This window comes from Rahnella sp. NRRL B-41462, from assembly GCF_003263525.1.
Classification (GTDB): domain Bacteria; phylum Pseudomonadota; class Gammaproteobacteria; order Enterobacterales; family Enterobacteriaceae; genus Rahnella; species Rahnella aceris.
In genome coordinates, this window is record NZ_JYDF01000036.1 from 12637 (window position 1) to 30740 (window position 18104).

14 protein-coding genes are annotated in these 18104 nt (G+C 50.5%); 13 read left to right on the forward strand and 1 reads right to left on the reverse strand.

Annotated features, from left to right (window positions below; genetic code table 11):
* The first annotated feature begins 14 nt into the window (after positions 1–14).
* The 9 genes from UC14_RS09885 (at position 15) to UC14_RS09925 (ending at position 9827) form a co-directional block, all read left to right on the forward strand.
* Positions 15–2294 carry a ComEC family protein gene (locus UC14_RS09885; RefSeq protein ID WP_225444904.1) on the forward strand — a complete coding sequence of 760 codons (2280 nt, stop codon included), beginning with the start codon at positions 15–17 and terminating at the stop codon, positions 2292–2294.
* A 38-nt stretch (positions 2295–2332) separates the two neighbouring features.
* Positions 2333–4081, forward strand: a complete 1749-nt coding sequence (gene msbA / locus UC14_RS09890; RefSeq protein ID WP_013574837.1) for a lipid A ABC transporter ATP-binding protein/permease MsbA — start codon at positions 2333–2335, stop codon at positions 4079–4081.
* Complete coding sequence (gene lpxK, locus UC14_RS09895; RefSeq protein WP_112197630.1) at positions 4078–5067, forward strand: tetraacyldisaccharide 4'-kinase; 990 nt, start codon at positions 4078–4080, stop codon at positions 5065–5067. The genes msbA and lpxK overlap by 4 nt, the downstream gene beginning before the upstream one ends.
* Positions 5068–5416: 349 nt before the next feature.
* A complete protein-coding gene (locus UC14_RS09900; RefSeq protein ID WP_013574839.1) occupies positions 5417–5626 on the forward strand; it encodes a cold shock domain-containing protein in 210 nt (69 codons plus the stop codon).
* 261 nt (positions 5627–5887) lie between these two features.
* On the forward strand, positions 5888–6100 hold the full coding sequence (locus tag UC14_RS09905; protein WP_013574840.1) for a cold-shock protein: 213 nt from the start codon (positions 5888–5890) through the stop codon (positions 6098–6100).
* Between the two features lie 95 nt (positions 6101–6195).
* Entirely contained in the window at positions 6196–7419 is a 1224-nt protein-coding gene (locus UC14_RS09910) for a winged helix-turn-helix domain-containing protein (RefSeq protein ID WP_112197631.1), read from the forward strand.
* A gap of 381 nt (positions 7420–7800) precedes the next feature.
* Positions 7801–7983 (forward strand): Trm112 family protein, encoded by a 183-nt coding sequence (locus tag UC14_RS09915; RefSeq protein ID WP_013574842.1) that lies wholly within the window; start codon positions 7801–7803, stop codon positions 7981–7983.
* Positions 7980–8738: a 3-deoxy-manno-octulosonate cytidylyltransferase gene (gene kdsB / locus UC14_RS09920; protein WP_013574843.1), complete on the forward strand. Its 759-nt coding sequence runs from the start codon at positions 7980–7982 to the stop codon at positions 8736–8738. Before UC14_RS09915 ends, kdsB begins: the two co-directional genes overlap by 4 nt.
* A 195-nt stretch (positions 8739–8933) precedes the next feature.
* Positions 8934–9827 carry a YcbJ family phosphotransferase gene (locus tag UC14_RS09925; protein WP_112197632.1) on the forward strand — a complete coding sequence of 298 codons (894 nt, stop codon included), beginning with the start codon at positions 8934–8936 and terminating at the stop codon, positions 9825–9827.
* Position 9828: 1 nt separating this feature from the next.
* Here the strand turns inward: UC14_RS09925 and elyC are convergent, their stop codons facing one another.
* Entirely contained in the window at positions 9829–10608 is a 780-nt protein-coding gene (gene elyC, locus UC14_RS09930; protein ID WP_013574845.1) for an envelope biogenesis factor ElyC, read from the reverse strand.
* Positions 10609–10763: 155 nt separating this feature from the next.
* Between elyC and cmoM the strand changes: the two genes are divergently transcribed.
* From cmoM to mukB, 4 genes are read left to right on the forward strand one after another with little or no spacing between them, the layout of a single operon-like run.
* The gene (gene cmoM / locus UC14_RS09935) at positions 10764–11549 is read left to right on the forward strand and encodes a tRNA uridine 5-oxyacetic acid(34) methyltransferase CmoM (protein ID WP_013574846.1); all 786 of its coding nucleotides are present in this window, start codon (positions 10764–10766) and stop codon (positions 11547–11549) included.
* Positions 11546–12868 carry a chromosome partition protein MukF gene (mukF, locus tag UC14_RS09940; protein WP_013574847.1) on the forward strand — a complete coding sequence of 441 codons (1323 nt, stop codon included), beginning with the start codon at positions 11546–11548 and terminating at the stop codon, positions 12866–12868. Before cmoM ends, mukF begins: the two co-directional genes overlap by 4 nt.
* Positions 12849–13580 carry a chromosome partition protein MukE gene (mukE, locus tag UC14_RS09945; protein WP_013574848.1) on the forward strand — a complete coding sequence of 244 codons (732 nt, stop codon included), beginning with the start codon at positions 12849–12851 and terminating at the stop codon, positions 13578–13580. Before mukF ends, mukE begins: the two co-directional genes overlap by 20 nt.
* Positions 13577–18025, forward strand: a complete 4449-nt coding sequence (mukB, locus tag UC14_RS09950) for a chromosome partition protein MukB (protein WP_013574849.1) — start codon at positions 13577–13579, stop codon at positions 18023–18025. The genes mukE and mukB overlap by 4 nt, the downstream gene beginning before the upstream one ends.
* Positions 18026–18104 lie beyond the last annotated feature (79 nt).

Sequence of the window (18104 nt, forward strand, 5' to 3'; positions counted from 1 at the left end):
ACATCAAAATTTCACTGGACGAGGCTGCTTTAGCGGTTATTGCAGGGATGTTGCCACTGCTTATTTTTTCCCAACTTCCTTCGGCTATTCATCTGGTCACGCTGTGTCTTTGCGCCTCATGCTGCTTCAGATTTCATCACAAAATATTCAGCCTGATAGCGATCGGCCTGCTGAGTTTCAGTTGGGCCTCGTTTCAGGGCGGTATTCAGCTCGATCAGATTTCAGCGCTTCAGGGCACAAAGCGTCATGTTATCGCCGTGGTAGAGAGTATTAATCTCGGGAGCACCAGCACATCTTCTGTACTCTTCAAAATAGAAAAAGCAGAAGGAAAAATAATTTTCCCGCCGGTCATGTTCCGCACTAAATGGGACAAGACAGAGGGAGAACTGTTAGCGGGCCAGCGCTGGGATATGATCGTCAGTATGCGGCCCGTCCACAGCTTGCTGAATGAAGGCGGATTTGATGCCCAGCGTTGGGCGTTGGCTCAGCATGCACCTCTGACAGCAACTGTCCGTAACAGGCAGCTATTAGATGCCAGAAGTTCGCTTCGTCAGCAATTTATTCAGCGGTTGCAGCAGAAGATGCCACCGATGGAAAATACGCCTGTACTGATTGCACTGGCTTTTGGCGAAAAAGGATTAATACAGGCTGCAGATAAGCTACTGTTACAACAGACTGGCATCGCGCATCTGGTGGCGATATCAGGCCTACATATTGGAATTGCGGCGTTATTTGGATGGTGGCTGGCGCGTGGATTGCAGTATCTGCTGCCGGTAAAACTGATTGACTACCGCTTTCCGTTATTCGTGAGCGGCGTTTTTCTGCTGTTCTATACCTGGCTTTCCGGAGGTAATGCACCTGCGCTGCGTGCAGCGTTTGCGGTGTTGATGTGGATCCTGCTGCGTCTGTTCCGTGTCCGCTGTCATCCGTGCCAGATATGGCTTTGGGTGGTGGCTATGCTTCTGCTGGTCGACCCTATGAATTTATTGTCCGACAGCTTCTGGTTGTCATGCTTCGCGGTGGGGGCTCTGGTTTTCTGGTTCCAGTGGGTGCCTCTTCCTGCAATGTTTCAGCAGGCATGGTATTGGGCATTGTTTCGCTGGGGGCATCTGCAGGTGGGAATGACACTTCTTCTGTTGCCCTTACAGGTCTGGATTTTCCACGGCGTAAACGTCTTCTCGTTTCCGGCCAATATGTGGGCAGTTCCGGTTGTTTCATTGATCACAGTCCCGCTGGTATTACTGGCCTTGTTGACGAACGCCGCGCCCTGCGCATTGATGGATAACGCACAAGCTCTGCTTTGGCAACTGGCGGATGCCACATTGAGATTGGCTTTGTGGGGGGTAAAAGCATTACCGGACGGTTGGATCCCATTGGGTGAGTCATTTCTGGCCGTGAGCCTGATGGGATGGCTGGTGCTTCTGTGCTGGCGGATTTGCCCGTTGAGATATTGCCTTTCACTGTTGCTGTCGCTTTTTGCGATCTCTTCTGTCTGGCTGAACAGAAATCCATCGGAGCGCTGGCGGGTTGATATGCTTGATATCGGACATGGCTTGTCTGTTCTTATCAGCAAAAACGGCCGGGGCATTCTTTATGATACCGGCAACCGTTGGGAAGGGGGCTCAGCCGCTGAACAAAATATTATCCCTTATTTAAATTGGAAGAATATTCAGCTGGAACAGATAATTATCAGTCATAATGACATGGATCACCGGGGCGGTTTGGCCCCGTTACAAAACCGTTATCCTGCCGCCAGCGTTCGTGAAAGTGCTTTGTCGGATCAGCATCATCTGAAATGCATAGCAGGCGAGCAATGGCGCTGGCAGGGGCTGGATTTTAACGTTTTGTGGCCGGATAAAATGTCAGAGGATGCAGGGAATAACGACAGCTGCGTTATCCGCATTGATGACGGTTCATTCAGTTTGCTCCTGACCGGAGATATTGAAACTGAAACAGAAAAAGCGTTAGTCAGGAAGTGGCGGAGCGAACTGCAAGCCACTGTACTTCAGGTTCCTCATCATGGCAGCAATACGTCATCGACACCTCCATTTTTGCGGGCAGTTAAGCCGGTTATCGCACTGGCGTCCGCATCCCGTTTTAATAAATGGCATCTGCCGGCACATAAAGTTGTTAGCAGATACAACAAAGCGCACTATGACTGGCATTCAACGTCTGAATCGGGTCAACTCAGCCTCTTCGTTTTTGATGATTATTGGACAATTAAAGGCTTACGTGAGCAATTAATCCCCCGTTGGTATCACCGCCAGTTTGGAGTATCTACAGATAATGAGTAGAATAGACCGCTATTTCTTTCGATGCTGGTTGATATTGCATGATGAACGATAAAGATCTCTCCACATGGCAGACATTTCGTCGCCTTTGGCCGATGATCACACCTTTTAAAGCCGGGCTGATCGCTGCGGCTATTGCGCTGGTCGCAAACGCTGCCAGTGATACTTTCATGCTGTCTTTGCTGAAGCCTCTGTTGGATGACGGTTTTGGTAAAGCTGACCGCTCGATCCTACTCTGGATGCCATTGGTCGTTATCGGTCTGATGGTTGTGCGTGGGGTCAGTGGCTACATTTCGAGTTACTGCATTTCATGGGTTTCGGGCAAAGTGGTGATGCATATGCGTCGTCGTCTGTTTGGTCACATGATGAGAATGCCCGTAGCATTCTTTGACCAGCAATCTACCGGTACCTTACTTTCCCGTATCACCTATGATTCCGAGCAGGTGGCGTCTTCATCATCCAGTGCGCTCGTGACCGTCGTACGTGAAGGTGCGTCAATCATTGGTCTGTTTGTCATGATGTTCTATTACAGCTGGCAGCTTTCTGTAATCCTGTTAGTAATTGCGCCGATTGTTTCTGTTGTTATCCGTGTGGTGTCTAAACGCTTCCGTAATATCAGTAAAACAATGCAAAACACCATGGGACAGGTGACGACCAGCGCGGAACAGATGCTCAAAGGTCATAAAGAAGTGTTGATCTTCGGTGGCCAGAAAGTTGAAACCGCGCGTTTTGATAAAGTGAGTAACCGTATGCGCCAGCAAGGTATGCGTATGGTTTCCGCTTCTTCAATTTCAGACCCGATTATTCAGTTGATCGCCTCTCTGGCATTGGCATTCGTGTTGTATGCGGCAAGCTTCCCGTCCGTGATGGAAACGCTCAGCGCGGGTACTATCACCGTTGTGTTCTCTTCTATGATTGCCCTGATGCGTCCGCTGAAGTCCCTGACTAACGTGAACTCCCAGTTCCAGCGCGGTATGGCCGCTTGTCAGACGCTGTTCTCAATCCTGGATATGGAACAGGAAAAAGACGAAGGGAAACTGGAAGTCAAACGCGTTAACGGAAATGTCGAATTCAAAAACGTGACCTTCACTTATCCGGGACGCGATATTCCTGCTTTGCGTGATATTTCCTTCAACCTGCCGGAGGGTAAAACTGTTGCACTGGTTGGCCGCTCAGGTTCCGGTAAATCGACTATCGCGAATTTGCTGACCCGTTTCTATGACATTCAGGAAGGTAATATCCTGATGGATGGTCATGATCTGCGGGAATATACCCTGTCGTCATTACGTGATCAGGTGGCACTCGTTTCTCAGAACGTCCACCTGTTCAATGATACCATTGCCAATAACATCGCTTACGCCCGTACGGATATGTACTCCCGCGAAGAAATCGAAAAAGCGGCGACGATGGCTTACGCGATGGACTTTATCAGCAAAATGGATCAAGGGCTGGATACGGTCATTGGTGAAAATGGCGTTCTGCTCTCTGGTGGCCAGCGTCAGCGTATCGCAATTGCGCGTGCCTTGCTGCGTGACTCGCCGGTTCTGATCCTTGATGAAGCGACATCTGCCCTTGATACTGAATCTGAGCGTGCTATTCAGGCTGCACTCGACGAACTACAGAAAAACCGCACATCCCTGGTGATCGCACACCGTTTATCCACTATTGAAAAGGCCGATGAGATTCTGGTCATTGAAGATGGTTGCGTGGTGGAACGTGGTTCACATACGAGCCTGCTCGAAGAGCGTGGTGTTTACTCACAGCTGTACCGGATGCAGTTTGGCCAATGATTGAGCGCATCTGGTCAGGGAAATCACCGCTATATCTGTTACTCCTGCCTCTTTCATGGTTGTACGGGTTAGTTTCAACTTTGATCCGTTACAGCTATAAAACGGGGCTTAAAAAAAACTGGCGGGCTTCGGTGCCTGTCGTGGTGGTCGGAAATCTGACTGCCGGAGGTAATGGTAAAACGCCGGTGGTGATCTGGCTGGTTGAAACACTCCAGCAGCATGGTTTTCGTGTTGGAGTCGTTTCGCGCGGTTATGGTGGCAGGGCTGAGCACTATCCCTTATTGCTGACGGAGGCGACGCCCACCACGCAGGCAGGTGATGAGCCAGTGCTAATATTTCAGAGAACCGGGGCACCGGTTGCGGTGTCTCCGGTTCGCTCTGATGCGGTGAAAGCATTACTTGATGGAAATGAGTTAGACGTTATCATCACGGATGACGGATTACAGCATTATGCACTTCAGCGTGATATCGAAATTGTTGTGATCGACGGAGTCCGCCGTTTTGGTAATGGTCACTGGTTACCTGCAGGACCTATGCGTGAAAGAGAATCTCGTTTGCGTTCAGTGGATGCGGTTATTACCAATGGGGGCACAGCCCGTCCTGGTGAGTTAGCGATGTTCTTGCAACCTGGCAAAGCGATAAATTTGGTCACAGGTGAACAGTGTGATGCTTCTGCATTGAAAAATGTGGTTGCGATTGCTGGCATCGGGCATCCACCGCGTTTCTTTTCCACGTTGAAACAGCTAGGGATAAATGTACAAAAGGAAGTCGCTTTTTCGGATCATCAGGCTTACACCTCCGGACAACTGTCAGCTGTGAAGGCACCAGGACAGGTCCTTCTGATGACTGAAAAGGATGCAGTAAAATGTCGTTCTTTTGCTCAGCCAGACTGGTGGTATTTACCGGTTGACGCCAAAATCGAGGGTGACCAGGCTGAGAAACTGCTCCAAAGAATAGCTGAGCTTATTTTGCAAAAGATGCATTGATACAGCAAAAACAGACCGTTTTCGCGCCTCTGATAAAAATTTACGTAAATCTAAAGTTTCAATCTCCCTGATTTTAAAGACTAATATTCACCGTTAATGTTTAACGTCAGAATAATTGCGCAACGTGACTTGCTATTGCTCTGCACTTATGAGTAAATGCTTGCAGCCTGTGTTGCAGCGCTATTTATGTATGAGTGTAGAGTAAAGCAGTTCCTCCCAGACGTTATCTCTTTCCCGATGATTCCGCTTCCAAGACGAACCTTCTAAGTCCTCCCCATAAGTAATTGTCTGAACTATTGGCTAGTATTGCCGAATGGCAGGATTTTATATTTTGTAAAAGGTTTTAAATATGTCGAAGAAAAATGGTCAGGTTAAGTGGTTCAATGAAAGCAAAGGTTTTGGTTTTATTGAGCAGGCTGATGGCGGTAAGGATGTATTCGTACATTTCTCTGCAATCGCAACCGATGGTTTCAAAACTCTGGCCGAAGGCCAGCGTGTAGAATACACCATTCAGGATAGCCCGCGTGGTCCTGCTGCTGCTAACGTTATTGCACTCTGATAAGAGACAAACGTGATGATATGAAACAACGTTAATCGCTATTCATATCAGCAGAGTAAAACCCGCCGGATGGCGGGTTTTACATACCTGAAAAGGTAAATACGGCGTTTATAAGACGTCATGAAAGTTGTAAAAGTAGTCGTTAAAACTAATTCGCTCATTAGAGGTTTTTTATAAAAAAATAACTTAGCAATGGGCAAACGCATCCGAACAATAATAAAAAAGTGTGTTCATGGATGCCCAAAAGAAAGGATAGAAATTATGATGTTAAAAATGGGTTTAGTTAAATGGTATAATCAGGCTAAAGGCTACGGTTTTATTTGCCCGCTTGATGGTTCTTCTGAAATTTATGTTCAGCGTACTTCCATCGCCAATACAGGGAATAAATCTCTGAGTGCCGGTCAGAAGGTGGAGTTCACCACTTACCGCAGCGTAACACATGGCCCTTCCGCGGCTGATGTTATTGCTTTCTGAGTCCGGTTTTGTTGTTCACCGTTGAGTTGAATTTTACGCTCCGGTAAAAATATGCTATCGGTATCCACAGTTAAATTGCTGCCACGGATACCGATATGTCTCACCCGGTTATATCTCTTGCTTCAGCCCGCACCCTGCACCTATCTGCGCAAAATCTTCTTAAACCAGTGACCCGAAAGCCTGTTGCTGCGGATGTCGTTCAGGCGATCCGTGATATGGGATTGCTGCAAATTGACACGATAAGCGTGGTTGCGCGCAGTCCTTATCTGGTGTTGTTCAGCCGCTTAGGTAATTACGACCCTCAATGGCTGGAACAAGCCCTCCCGGCAGGAAAAATATTCGAGTATTGGGCACATGAGGCCTGTTTTATTCCCAGTGAAGATTACGGACTCCTGCGCCACCGGATGCTCAATCCTCAGGGGATGGGGTGGAAATTTTCTCAGACCTGGTTTGATGAACATCAGACGGATATTGAGGCACTGCTGGGACACATTGCTGAAAATGGCCCTGTGCGTTCGGCCGATTTCAGTACAGATAAAAAGTCTGCCAGCGGCTGGTGGGACTGGAAGCCTCATAAAAAACACCTGGAAACATTGTTTACTTCCGGGAAACTGATGGTGTCTGAACGGCGTAATTTCCACCGGGTTTACGACCTTGCTGAACGGGTGATGCCTGGCTGGGACGATGCGAGCCAGACTCTTGAACAGTCTGCAGCGGAATATCAGATGCTGCGGCGTTCGGCGCAATATCTTGGCATCTTTAGACCGGAATGGCTGGCGGACTATTATCGCCTCAGGCGGGTGAATACCAAGGCTGTGATTGCACAATTACTGATGGACGAGGAAATTACACCGGTCGAAGTGGCCGGGCTTGAAGATATTTACTATGTCCACCGGAAACAGTTTCCCCTTCTGCAACAAGCCACTGAATCACGGATCGGTTCAACGGTCACCACGCTGCTTTCACCTTTTGATCCCGTGGTATGGGATCGTAAACGCGCCTCAATGTTGTTTAATTTTGAATACCGGATCGAATGCTATACGCCGGAAGCAAAACGCCAGTACGGCTATTTCACGCTACCCATACTGCAGCGGGGTGAACTGATTGGTCGGGTGGATGCAAAAATGCATCGCAAAGAAAAACTACTGGAAGTGAAAAGCCTCCATCTCGAGCCCGATGTGACGATGTCTTCACGACGTGCAAAAGATATACACGGAGCAATCAGCCGGTTTGCACAGTGGCAGGGAGCTGAAAAAGTCAAAACCTTGAAAGTACCTGAAACGTTAACGGTGTTTTGGGAAAGAGACTGGCAGATTTAATGTCACAAAATGAAACGGCTGCATCAGGCAGCCGTTATTTCACGATGATTGCAGGTGGCATCCAGCTTAGTGGCTGAAGTTAGCGAACATTGCGATGATTTTGTTAATGGTTTTCATTTTTAGTGCTCATATTGAAGGTGTTTAGTGTGACGTGCATCACAAAAAAATTGTACTCCCACGAAATCGGCAGCGCAATGCTCCTCAGGAGATATTTTTTATTTACAGAAATGTAACTTCTTTGAAGTCGTATCGGAGGATGAGTGAGGATTAACGCGGGGTGCGGCGTTATGTTATTCTCCTGAACCGCTATGTTGTGTTTCCAATGCTTTTTTACGTTACACCTTGCTGAAAATGCGGTGTATTCGCCTCCGGGAGGAATTTATGGACCACCGTTTGCTTGAAATCGTTGCGTGCCCTGTATGTAACGGGAAGCTTTACTTTAATAAAGAGTCGCAGGAATTAGTGTGTAAGGCAGACAGCCTGGCTTATCCCGTGCGTGAGGGTATCCCTGTTTTATTAGAAAACGAGGCCCGCCCGCTTTCTGTTGATGAGACACACCCATGAGTTTTGTTGCTATTATCCCGGCCCGCTTCGGGTCAAGCCGTTTGCCGGGGAAGCCGTTGGCCGATATCAACGGTAAACCTATGGTTGTGCATGTGATGGAACGTGCACGGGAGTCGGGTGCTAAACGTGTAATTGTTGCGACAGACCATCCTGACGTTGTGGCGGCGGTTGAAGCTGCGGGTGGTGAAGTTTGTCTTACCCGACCTGATCATCAGTCAGGCACTGAGCGTCTGGCAGAAGTCATCGATTTATGTCAGTTTTCCGATGATGAAATTATCGTTAATGTTCAGGGCGACGAGCCGCTGATCCCGCCTGTTATCATCCGTCAGGTGGCTGATAATCTGGCAAACAGTGAAGCAGGAATGGCAACACTGGCAGTGCCAATTGAAACAGCGGAAGAAGCGTTTAACCCGAATGCGGTCAAAGTGGTTCGGGATGCCAAAGGTTACGCCATGTATTTTTCCCGCGCTACAATTCCGTGGGAACGTGAACGTTTTGCCGTGTCGAAAGAAACGGTTGGTGATGTCTTCCTTCGTCACATCGGTATTTATGCATACCGTGCTGGTTTCATTCGCCAGTATGTGAAGTGGGAACCGACTAAACTTGAGCACATCGAATTACTCGAACAACTCCGGGTGCTGTGGTACGGTGAAAAAATCCACGTTGATGTAGCGAAGGCCATTCCTTCTGTGGGTGTCGATACCGCTGAGGATCTGGAACGTGTGCGCGTGATTTTGGGGCATAAAAATTCCTGACCACACAGAGTATAAAAAGTCATAAAAGCGGAATGTTCCGGCATTCCGTTTTGTCATCACTGTTCTCTTTTCGTTTTGCGCACTGCCTTCCTGTTTCTGCCCCGACTATCCGGTTTTTGTTTGATCTGAAACGGGGTAATCCTTTCCTGAAACTTTCATCATAAACGTTAATTTATTCGTCACTGCGAACACGTTATGGAACAGCTAAAAGCCGAATTGAGTATTGTGCTGGGCGAGCGTTTATCCCGCCTCGAATGTGTCAGTGAGCAGCCTTATGCCCATCTTTTTTCCCTTTATGATGAGCAGGGTTACGCGATGCCATTGATGGCGAAGAGTTTTACTTGCCAGGGAATTGCCGGGCAGGAGGCTTATAAATTATCAATGCTGGCGCGGGAGGGCGTGGTGAGGGTGCCGACGGTTTATGGCATGGTCACCACGCATCAGAAACCATATCAGGAAATATTGCTGATTGAACGTCTGCGCGGCGTATCGGCGGAAGCGCCAACACGCACCCCTGATCGCTGGCAAATCTTGCAGGAGCAAATTGTCGAGGCGATGCTGGCGTGGCACCGGATTGACAGCCACGGTTGCGTCGGTTCTGTTGACAGCACGCAGGAAAATCGCTGGGAAAACTGGTACCCGCAGCGGGTGGAGGTGTTGTGGGCAACGTTATCGAATTTACAGGCATCCGAACTCACACCTGACGACCGCACGCTGCTTTTCCGTTCCCGTGCCTGCATTCCTAAGCTATTTGAAGAGTTCGACGATACACCGGTACTGGTACACGGCAATCTCTCGTTGCGCAGCATGCTCAAAGATCCTCGCAGCGATCAACTGCTGGCAATGATTAATCCCGGCACCGTGTTATGGGCGCCGAGGGAGTTTGATCTTTTCAGGTTGTGGGAAAAAGGCATGAGCGAGCAATTGCTGTTCAGTTATCTGCAAAAAGCACCTGTTTCAGAAACATTCCTCGCACGGCGCTGGTTGTATCTGGTGTGGGAATCAGTCGCGCATCTGATTCATACCGGTAAGCTTGATCGCCGGCAATTCGATTATGCACGGCAACAATTGTTGCCGTGGCTTAACTGAGTTACTTCGCTGCGGGTGCCGGCAGCGTCATCCATTGCCATGCGCGCCCCAGCGTTTCATACCATGCCCGCTCGCTGTGAGACAAGAACAGTGCCTGAGGCAACGCTTTTTCCCACGGATTGAGCGGGGAATCTATCGCAAGCTGATTCGCCGGTGCCGGAATAGGGTTCAGTCCCAGTTGCCGGAAGAAAATGATTGCCCGCGGCAGATGGTTTGCCGACGTCACCAGCACAAACGGCTGCTCTCCCAGCATTTCTTTAACCTGCAAAGCTTCCTGATGTGTATCCCGTGGCCTGTCGAGCAGAATAATATCGCTCTCCGGCACCCCTAAACTCTCCGCAACTTTCCCGGCGACCGCAGCACTGCTCATCGGGTTGGTCATGGCCCGCGCACCGGTGAAGATCATTTTTGAACCGGGATTTGCCCGGTAAATGCGGATCCCTTCGGCCACGCGAGGAAGGCTGTTATTGATGAGATTAGAACTCGGTGCCCACGCCGGGTTATAGGTATAACCGCCGCCCAGTACGACAACATATTTTACCGGCACATTGCCACTGGCCTGATAAGTGGGGTAAACCGATTCAATAGGACGCAGCAGGTTATCCGCAACAGGTTGCAAGCTGAGCAGCAACAGAAGCAGCCAACTCAGTGAAAAAAACACTTTTCCGGTTTTTTGCCAGCGGGTCATCCACAGCAACACCAGTGCAATCGCCATGAAGAGCAGAATAAATGGCAGAGGTAATAGCAGGCCCCCCAGCGTCTTTTTTAGGATAAATAACATCAGAAACCGATCCTTTTGGGTGAAAAAACGACATCCGGGCGTGAATCCGCGTCAGGATGATTTATTCTATGCCAGCCTGTGCCAAAATAGCACTTCACCCGGTATCACCGCACAGCCATCATTAACAAATTGTTTTTAGAAACAGGGTTCATTTCATGCAGGATCGTAATTTCGACGATATGGCCGAGAAGTTTTCGCGCAATATCTACGGCACAACAAAGGGACGTATCCGTCAGGCTGTGCTGGGTCAGGATCTGCATGATTTACTACAGACTTTGCCTCAGCGGCCACTGCGCATCCTTGATGCGGGCGGCGGTGAAGGACAAATGGCCTGTGAACTGGCAGCTTTAGGACATAAGGTCTTGTTGTGTGATCTCTCCGGTGAGATGATCCGCCGCGCCGAGGCGGCTGCGCTGGAAAAAGGTGTGAGCGACAACATGCAATTTGTACAATGTCCGGCTCAGCATATCGCCGAACATTTGGAACAGCCGGTTGATCTGATATTGTTCCATGCGGTCATCGAATGGCTGGCCGAACCTCAACAGGCTCTGGCCGCACTGGTCGATTGTCTGACCCCCGGTGGCGCAATATCACTGATGTTTTACAATATCCACGGTCTGGTCATGCGGCACATGATCCTTGGCAATTTTGCTCATGTTGAAGCGGGTGTGCCAAAAATCAAAAAAAGCTCCCTGTTACCCGATCACCCGCTGGAGCCCGCACAGGTTTACCAGTGGCTGGAAGAACTTGGGATGCAGATCAGCGGCAAGACCGGTGTTAGAGTGTTCCACGATTATTTGCGAAACAGACAACAACATAAACAGGATTTTGATGAGCTTCTGGCGCTGGAACAGCGTTATTGTCGTCAGGAACCTTTTGTTAGTTTGGGACGTTACATCCACGTGATGGCGCACAAACCCATTCTGAAGGACGAATTATGAGTGAATTTTCCCAGACTGTACCCGAACTGGTCGCCTGGGCACGCAAAAATGATTTCTCAATTTCGCTGCCAACGGAGCGGCTGGCTTTTCTTCTGGCAATCGCCACATTAAACAGCGAGCGCCTTGATGGAGAAATGAGTGAGGGTGAACTGGTCGACGCGTTTCGTCATGTCAGCAAGGGATTTGAGCAGACAAATGAAACCATCACCGTACGTGCCAATAACGCCATCAATGACATGGTGCGTCAGCGTTTGCTCAACCGTTTTGTCAGTGAACTGGCCGACGGTAATGCCATTTATCGCCTGACGCCTTTGGCGATCGGCATTTCAGATTATTACATCCGCCAGCGTGAGTTCTCAACGTTGCGGTTGTCTATGCAGTTGTCGATCGTTGCTCAGGAACTCAAGCGTGCAGCCGATGCAGCCGAAGAGGGCGGTGATGATTTTCACTGGCATCGCAATGTTTACGCGCCACTTAAATACTCCGTAGCTGAAATTTTTGACAGTATCGACATGACCCAGCGGATCATGGACGAGCAGCAGCAGGGCGTGAAAGACGACATTGCCGCGTTGCTCAATAAAGACTGGCGTGCGGCAATTTCCAGTTGTGAAATCCTCCTGTCAGAAACTTCCGGCACGCTGCGTGAATTGCAGGATACGCTCGAGGCGGCCGGTAACCTGTTGCAGGCGCATCTTATGCGTATTCAGGATGCCACGATGGTCGAACTCGATTTGAGCTTTGTCGACAAACTGGTTTTCGACCTGCAGAACAAACTCGACCGCATTACCAGTTGGGGCCAGCAGGCTATTGACCTGTGGATTGGCTATGACCGGCATGTGCATAAATTTATCCGTACCGCCATCGACATGGATAAAAACCGGGTGTTCGCGCAGCGTCTGCGCCAGTCGGTTCAGAACTATTTTGATCAGCCATGGACGCTGACCTTCGCCAATGCTGACCGTCTGCTGGATATGCGCGATGAAGAACTGGCCTTGCGCAGCGAGGAAGTGACCGGCGAACTTCCGCCAGATCTTGAGTTTGAAGAATTTAACGAAATCCGCGAACAACTTGCGGCATTGATTGAACAGGCATTACAGGTTTATCAGCAACAAAAAACGCCGCTCAATCTGGGCATGGTAATGCGCGAATATCTTAAACAGTATCCGCGTGCCCGACATTTTGATGTCGCGCGAATTGTGGTCGACCAGGCTGTGCGCCTTGGTGTGGCTGAAGCAGATTTTTCAGGATTGCATGCCGAATGGCAGGCAATCAATGATTACGGAGCCAAGGTGCAGGCCCATGTCATCGACAAATATTGAACACATAATGCCAGCTAAGCTGGCGCAGGCACTGGCGAACTCAGTGTTTCCTGCTCTCGACAGCCAGCTGCGTTCTGGCCGTCATATCGGTATTGATGAGCTGGATAACCACGCTTTCCTGATGGACTATCAGGAAGAAATGGAACTCTTTTACAGCCGCTACAACGTGGAGTTAATCCGGGCACCTGAAGGTTTCTTCTATCTGCGTCCGCGCTCCACTACGCTTATCCCGCGTTCAGTCTTATCTGAACTGGACATGATGGTGGGTAAAATCCTTTGCTATCTGTATCTCAGCCCGGAACGTCTGGCGCATGAGGGGATTTTTACCCAGCAGGAACTGTATGACGAATTACTGAGCCTGGCGGATGAAAGCAAATTACTTAAATACGTCAACCAACGTTCAACCGGCTCAGATTTGGATCGCCAGAAATTGCAGGACAAAGTCCGCACGTCCCTGAACCGACTACGCCGGCTGGGCATGGTGTATTTCATGGGGGTTGATAGCAGCAAATTCCGTATCACTGAAGCGGTATTCCGGTTTGGTGCGGATGTCCGCAGCGGCGATGACGCGCGCGAAGCACAACTGCGGATGATCCGCGACGGTGAAGCAATGCCGGTCGACAGCGCGCTGTCACTGAATGACGAAAGTGAGGACGGCGAATCGCTGGCAGTGCAGCAAGGGCATGAGAGCGCAGAGGATGAACAGGAATGATTGAACGCGGTAAATTTCGCTCACTGACGCTGGTTAACTGGAACGGGTTCTTTGCCCGTACTTTTGACCTCGACTCACTGGTCACCACGCTTTCCGGCGGTAACGGGGCCGGTAAATCCACCACGATGGCGGCTTTCGTCACGGCGCTGATCCCCGATCTGACGTTGCTGCATTTCCGTAACACCACCGAAGCGGGCGCAACTTCCGGTTCGCGTGATAAAGGCCTGCACGGTAAATTGCGCGCGGGTGTCTGTTACTCTGTTCTGGATGTGGTGAACTCCCGTCACCAGCGTATTGTCGTGGGGGTTCGTCTGCAGCAGGTCGCTGGTCGTGACCGTAAAGTCGACATCAAACCTTTCACGATTCAGGGCTTGCCGGTTGCGGTCAATCCGACGGAAATGCTGACTGAAACGGTCGGCGAGCGTCAGGCTCGTGTGCTGTCTTTGCAGGAACTGAAAGATCGCGTGGAAGCGATGGAAGGCGTGCAGTTCAAGCAGTTCAACTCGATTACCGATTACCATGCCCTGATGTTTGATCTGGGTGTTATTCCACGTCGTTTGCGATCGGCATCCGACCGTAGCAAGTTCTATCGTCTGATTGAAGCCTCGCTTTATGGCGGTATTTCCAGTGCCATCACCCGTTCCCTGCGCGACTATTTGTTGCCGGAAAACAGTGGTGTGCGGAAAGCCTTCCAGGATATGGAAGCGGCGCTGCGTGAAAACCGTATGACGCTGGAAGCTATCCGCGTTACTCAGTCTGACCGCGACCTGTTTAAACACCTGATTTCTGAAGCGACGTCTTACGTGGCTGCAGACTATATGCGTCACGCCAATGAACGCCGTATTCATCTCGATGGTGCGCTGGTATTGCGTAATGATTTGTTCACCAGCCGCAAACAGTTGTCCGGCGAGCAATACCGTCATGTCGAAATGGCACGTGAACTGGCTGAGCAAAGTGGTGCGCAAAGCGATTTAGAAACCGATTATCAGGCTGCCAGCGATCATCTGAGTCTGGTTCAGACGGCAATGCGTCAACAGGAAAAAATCGAGCGTTATGAAAGTGATCTCGAAGAGCTGACGTATCGTCTCGAAGAACAGAACGAAGTGGTGGCTGAAGCCAGCGAGCTGCACGCTGAACATGAAGCGCGCGCTGAAGCCGCTGAACTGGAAGTGGATGAGCTGAAAAGCCAGCTGGCCGATTACCAGCAGGCGCTGGATGTTCAGCAGACCCGTGCGATTCAGTATCAGCAGGCGTTGCAGGCCATTGAGCGTGCGCGCGATTTGTGCCAGATCCCCGATCTGAGCATTCAGAACAGTGAAGCATGGCTGGAAACTTTCCAGAGTAAAGAGCAGGAAGCGACTGAAATCCTGCTGATGCTGGAACAGAAGATGAGCGTCGCTTCTGCCGCCCATAATCAGTTTGAAACGGCTTATCAGCTGGTGGTAAAAATCGCCGGTGAAGTGAGCCGCAGTGACGCCTGGCAAACGGCGCGTGAATTACTGCGCGACTGGTCTTCACAACAGCATCAGGCCGAACGTGTCGAACCGCTGCGCATGCGCTTGTCCGAACTTGAAGGCCGCCTGCGTGAACAGCAGGATGCCGAACGTCAGTTGCAGGAATTCTGCAAGCGTACGGGTCAGGATGTGCATCCCGAAGATCTGGACGAAATGCAGCGTGAGCTGGAAGTACAGATCGAAGAATTACAGGGTGTTGTGTCGCAGGCAGGTGAGCGTCGCATGGAAATGCGTCAGGAACTTGAACGTGTTCAGTCTCGCATTCGCGAACTGACCGCCCGTGCACCCGTCTGGCTGGCCGCGCAGGAAGCACTTAGCCAGTTAAGCGAGCAAAGTAAGGAACCGCTGGAAAGCAGCCAGCAGGTGACCGAATACATGCAGCAGTTGCTGGAAACGGAACGCGAAACGACGGTTGAGCGTGACGAAGTGGCTGCCCGCAAGCGTCGTATTGAAGGGCAGATAACCCGCCTCAGCCAGCCAAGTGGTGCGGAAGATTCCCGCATGATCGCGCTTGCAGAACGCTTCGGTGGCGTGTTGTTGTCGGAAATTTATGATGACGTCACCATCGACGATGCGCCTTACTTCTCTGCATTGTATGGTCCGTCCCGCCACGCGATTGTGGTGCCTGATTTATCCCTGATCCGCGATCAGCTGGATGGGTTGGATGATTGCCCGGAAGACCTCTATCTTATCGAAGGGGATCCACAGTCATTTGATGACAATGTCTTTGAAGTAGAAGAAATGCAGGGCGCGGTACTGGTCAAAACGGGTGATCGCCAGTGGCGTTATTCTCACTTCCCACAGGTGCCATTGTTTGGCCGTGCGGCGCGTGAGAACCGTCTGGAAACCTTGCATAAAGAACGCGAAAACCTGTCAGAGCGTTACGCGACATTGTCGTTTGACGTGCAGAAAATTCAGCGTGCACATCAGGCATTTAGTCGTTTCATCGGCAGTCATTTAGCCGTGGCGTTTGACGCCGACCCGGAAGCTGAAATCCGCACTCTGAGCGGGCGTCGTGGCGAACTGGAACGCGCTATCAATGCGCATGAAGGCCAGAATCAGCAACAGCGTCAGCAATACGAGCAGGCGAAAGACGCTATCGGCATGCTCAATAAATTGCAGCCACGTGTCGGCTTGCTGTGTGATGAAACGCTGATTGATCGCGTTGAAGAAATCCGCGAAGAAATGGAAGAGGCACAGGATTCCGCCCGTTTCATTCAGCAACACGGTGTGTCACTGAGCAAGCTGGAACCGCTGGTATCGGTGCTGCAAAGCGACCCGGAACAGCATGAGCAACTGAAAGAAGATTACGCACAGGCGCAGCATGCACAGCGTCTGGCGAAGCAACAGGCATTCGCTCTGACGGAAGTGGTTCAGCGCCGTGCTCACTTCAGCTATACCGACTCCGCCGGCATGCTGAATGAAAACAGTGATCTGAATGACAAACTGCGTCAGCGTCTGGAACATGCGGAAGCGGAACGTACGCGTGCCCGTGAACAAATGCGTCAGCATCAGACACAACTGACGCAGTACAGTCAGGTTCTGGCCTCGCTGAAAAGTTCGTTCGATGCCAAACGCGATATGCTCAAAGAACTTAGCCAGGAATTGCAGGATATCGGTGTTCAGGCTGATGCAAATGCTGAAGCACGTGCTAAAACCCGCCGTGACGAACTGCACACCGCGCTCAGCACCAACCGGGCACGCTGTAATCAGCTCGAAAAACAAATCACCTTCTGCGAAGCAGAAATGGATAACCTGCAGAAGAAATTGCGCAAACTTGAGCGTGATTATCATCAGAGCCGCGAACAGGTAGTGACCTCGAAAGCGGGCTGGTGTGCGGTGATGCGTCTGGTGAAAGACAATGGCGTTGAACGTCGTTTGCACCGTCGTGAGCTGGCGTATATGGATGGCGACGAACTGCGTTCCATGTCGGATAAATCCCTTGGCGCGCTGCGTCTGGCGGTCTCTGATAACGAACATCTGCGCGATGTACTGCGTCTGTCCGAAGATCCAAAACGCCCTGAACGTAAAATCCAGTTCTACATTGCTGTATACCAGCATCTGCGCGAACGTATCCGTCAGGATATTATTCGTACCGATGATCCGGTTGAAGCGATTGAACAGATGGAAATCGAACTGGGCCGTCTGACCGAAGAACTGACAGCCCGTGAGCAGCAACTGGCTATCAGTTCGAAAAGTGTGGCGAATATCATCCGTAAAACCATTCAGCGCGAACAGAACCGTATCCGCCAGCTGAACCAGGGCCTGCAGGCTGTGGCCTTTGGTCAGGTGAAAAGTGTACGTTTGAACGTGAATGTACGCGAAGCGCACGCGGGACTGCTGGATGTGCTGTCTGAACAGCAGGAACAGCATCAGGATCTCTTCAGCAGTAACCGTCTGACCTTCTCGGAAGCGCTGGCGAAACTCTATCAGCGTCTGAACCCGCAAATTGATATGGGTCAGCGCACACCGCAAACTATTGGTGAAGAACTGCTGGATTACCGCAACTATCTCGAAATGGAAGTGGAAGTGAACCGTGGTTCTGACGGCTGGTTACGCGCAGAAAGCGGGGCGCTGTCAACGGGTGAAGCGATCGGTACCGGTATGTCGATTCTGGTGATGGTGGTTCAGAGCTGGGAAGACGAATCGAGCCGTATGCGCGGGAAGGATATTTCGCCTTGTCGTCTGCTGTTCCTTGATGAAGCCGCACGTCTGGATGCTAAATCTATCGCCACGCTGTTCGAGCTTTGCGACCGTCTGGAAATGCAGCTGATTATTGCGGCACCGGAAAACATCAGCCCTGAAAAAGGCACGACCTATAAACTGGTACGTAAAGTGTTCGGCAATAATGAACATGTACACGTGGTCGGTTTACGTGGATTCGCACCTGAACTTCCGGCACTGGTCAATACGGAAGCTGACGTTTCCTGAGTGTTTTCAGATAAATAAGATGTCTGATTTTTAAAAGCCCCGGCCTGAGCGCTGGGGCTTTTTATTGAAATTGCATCCA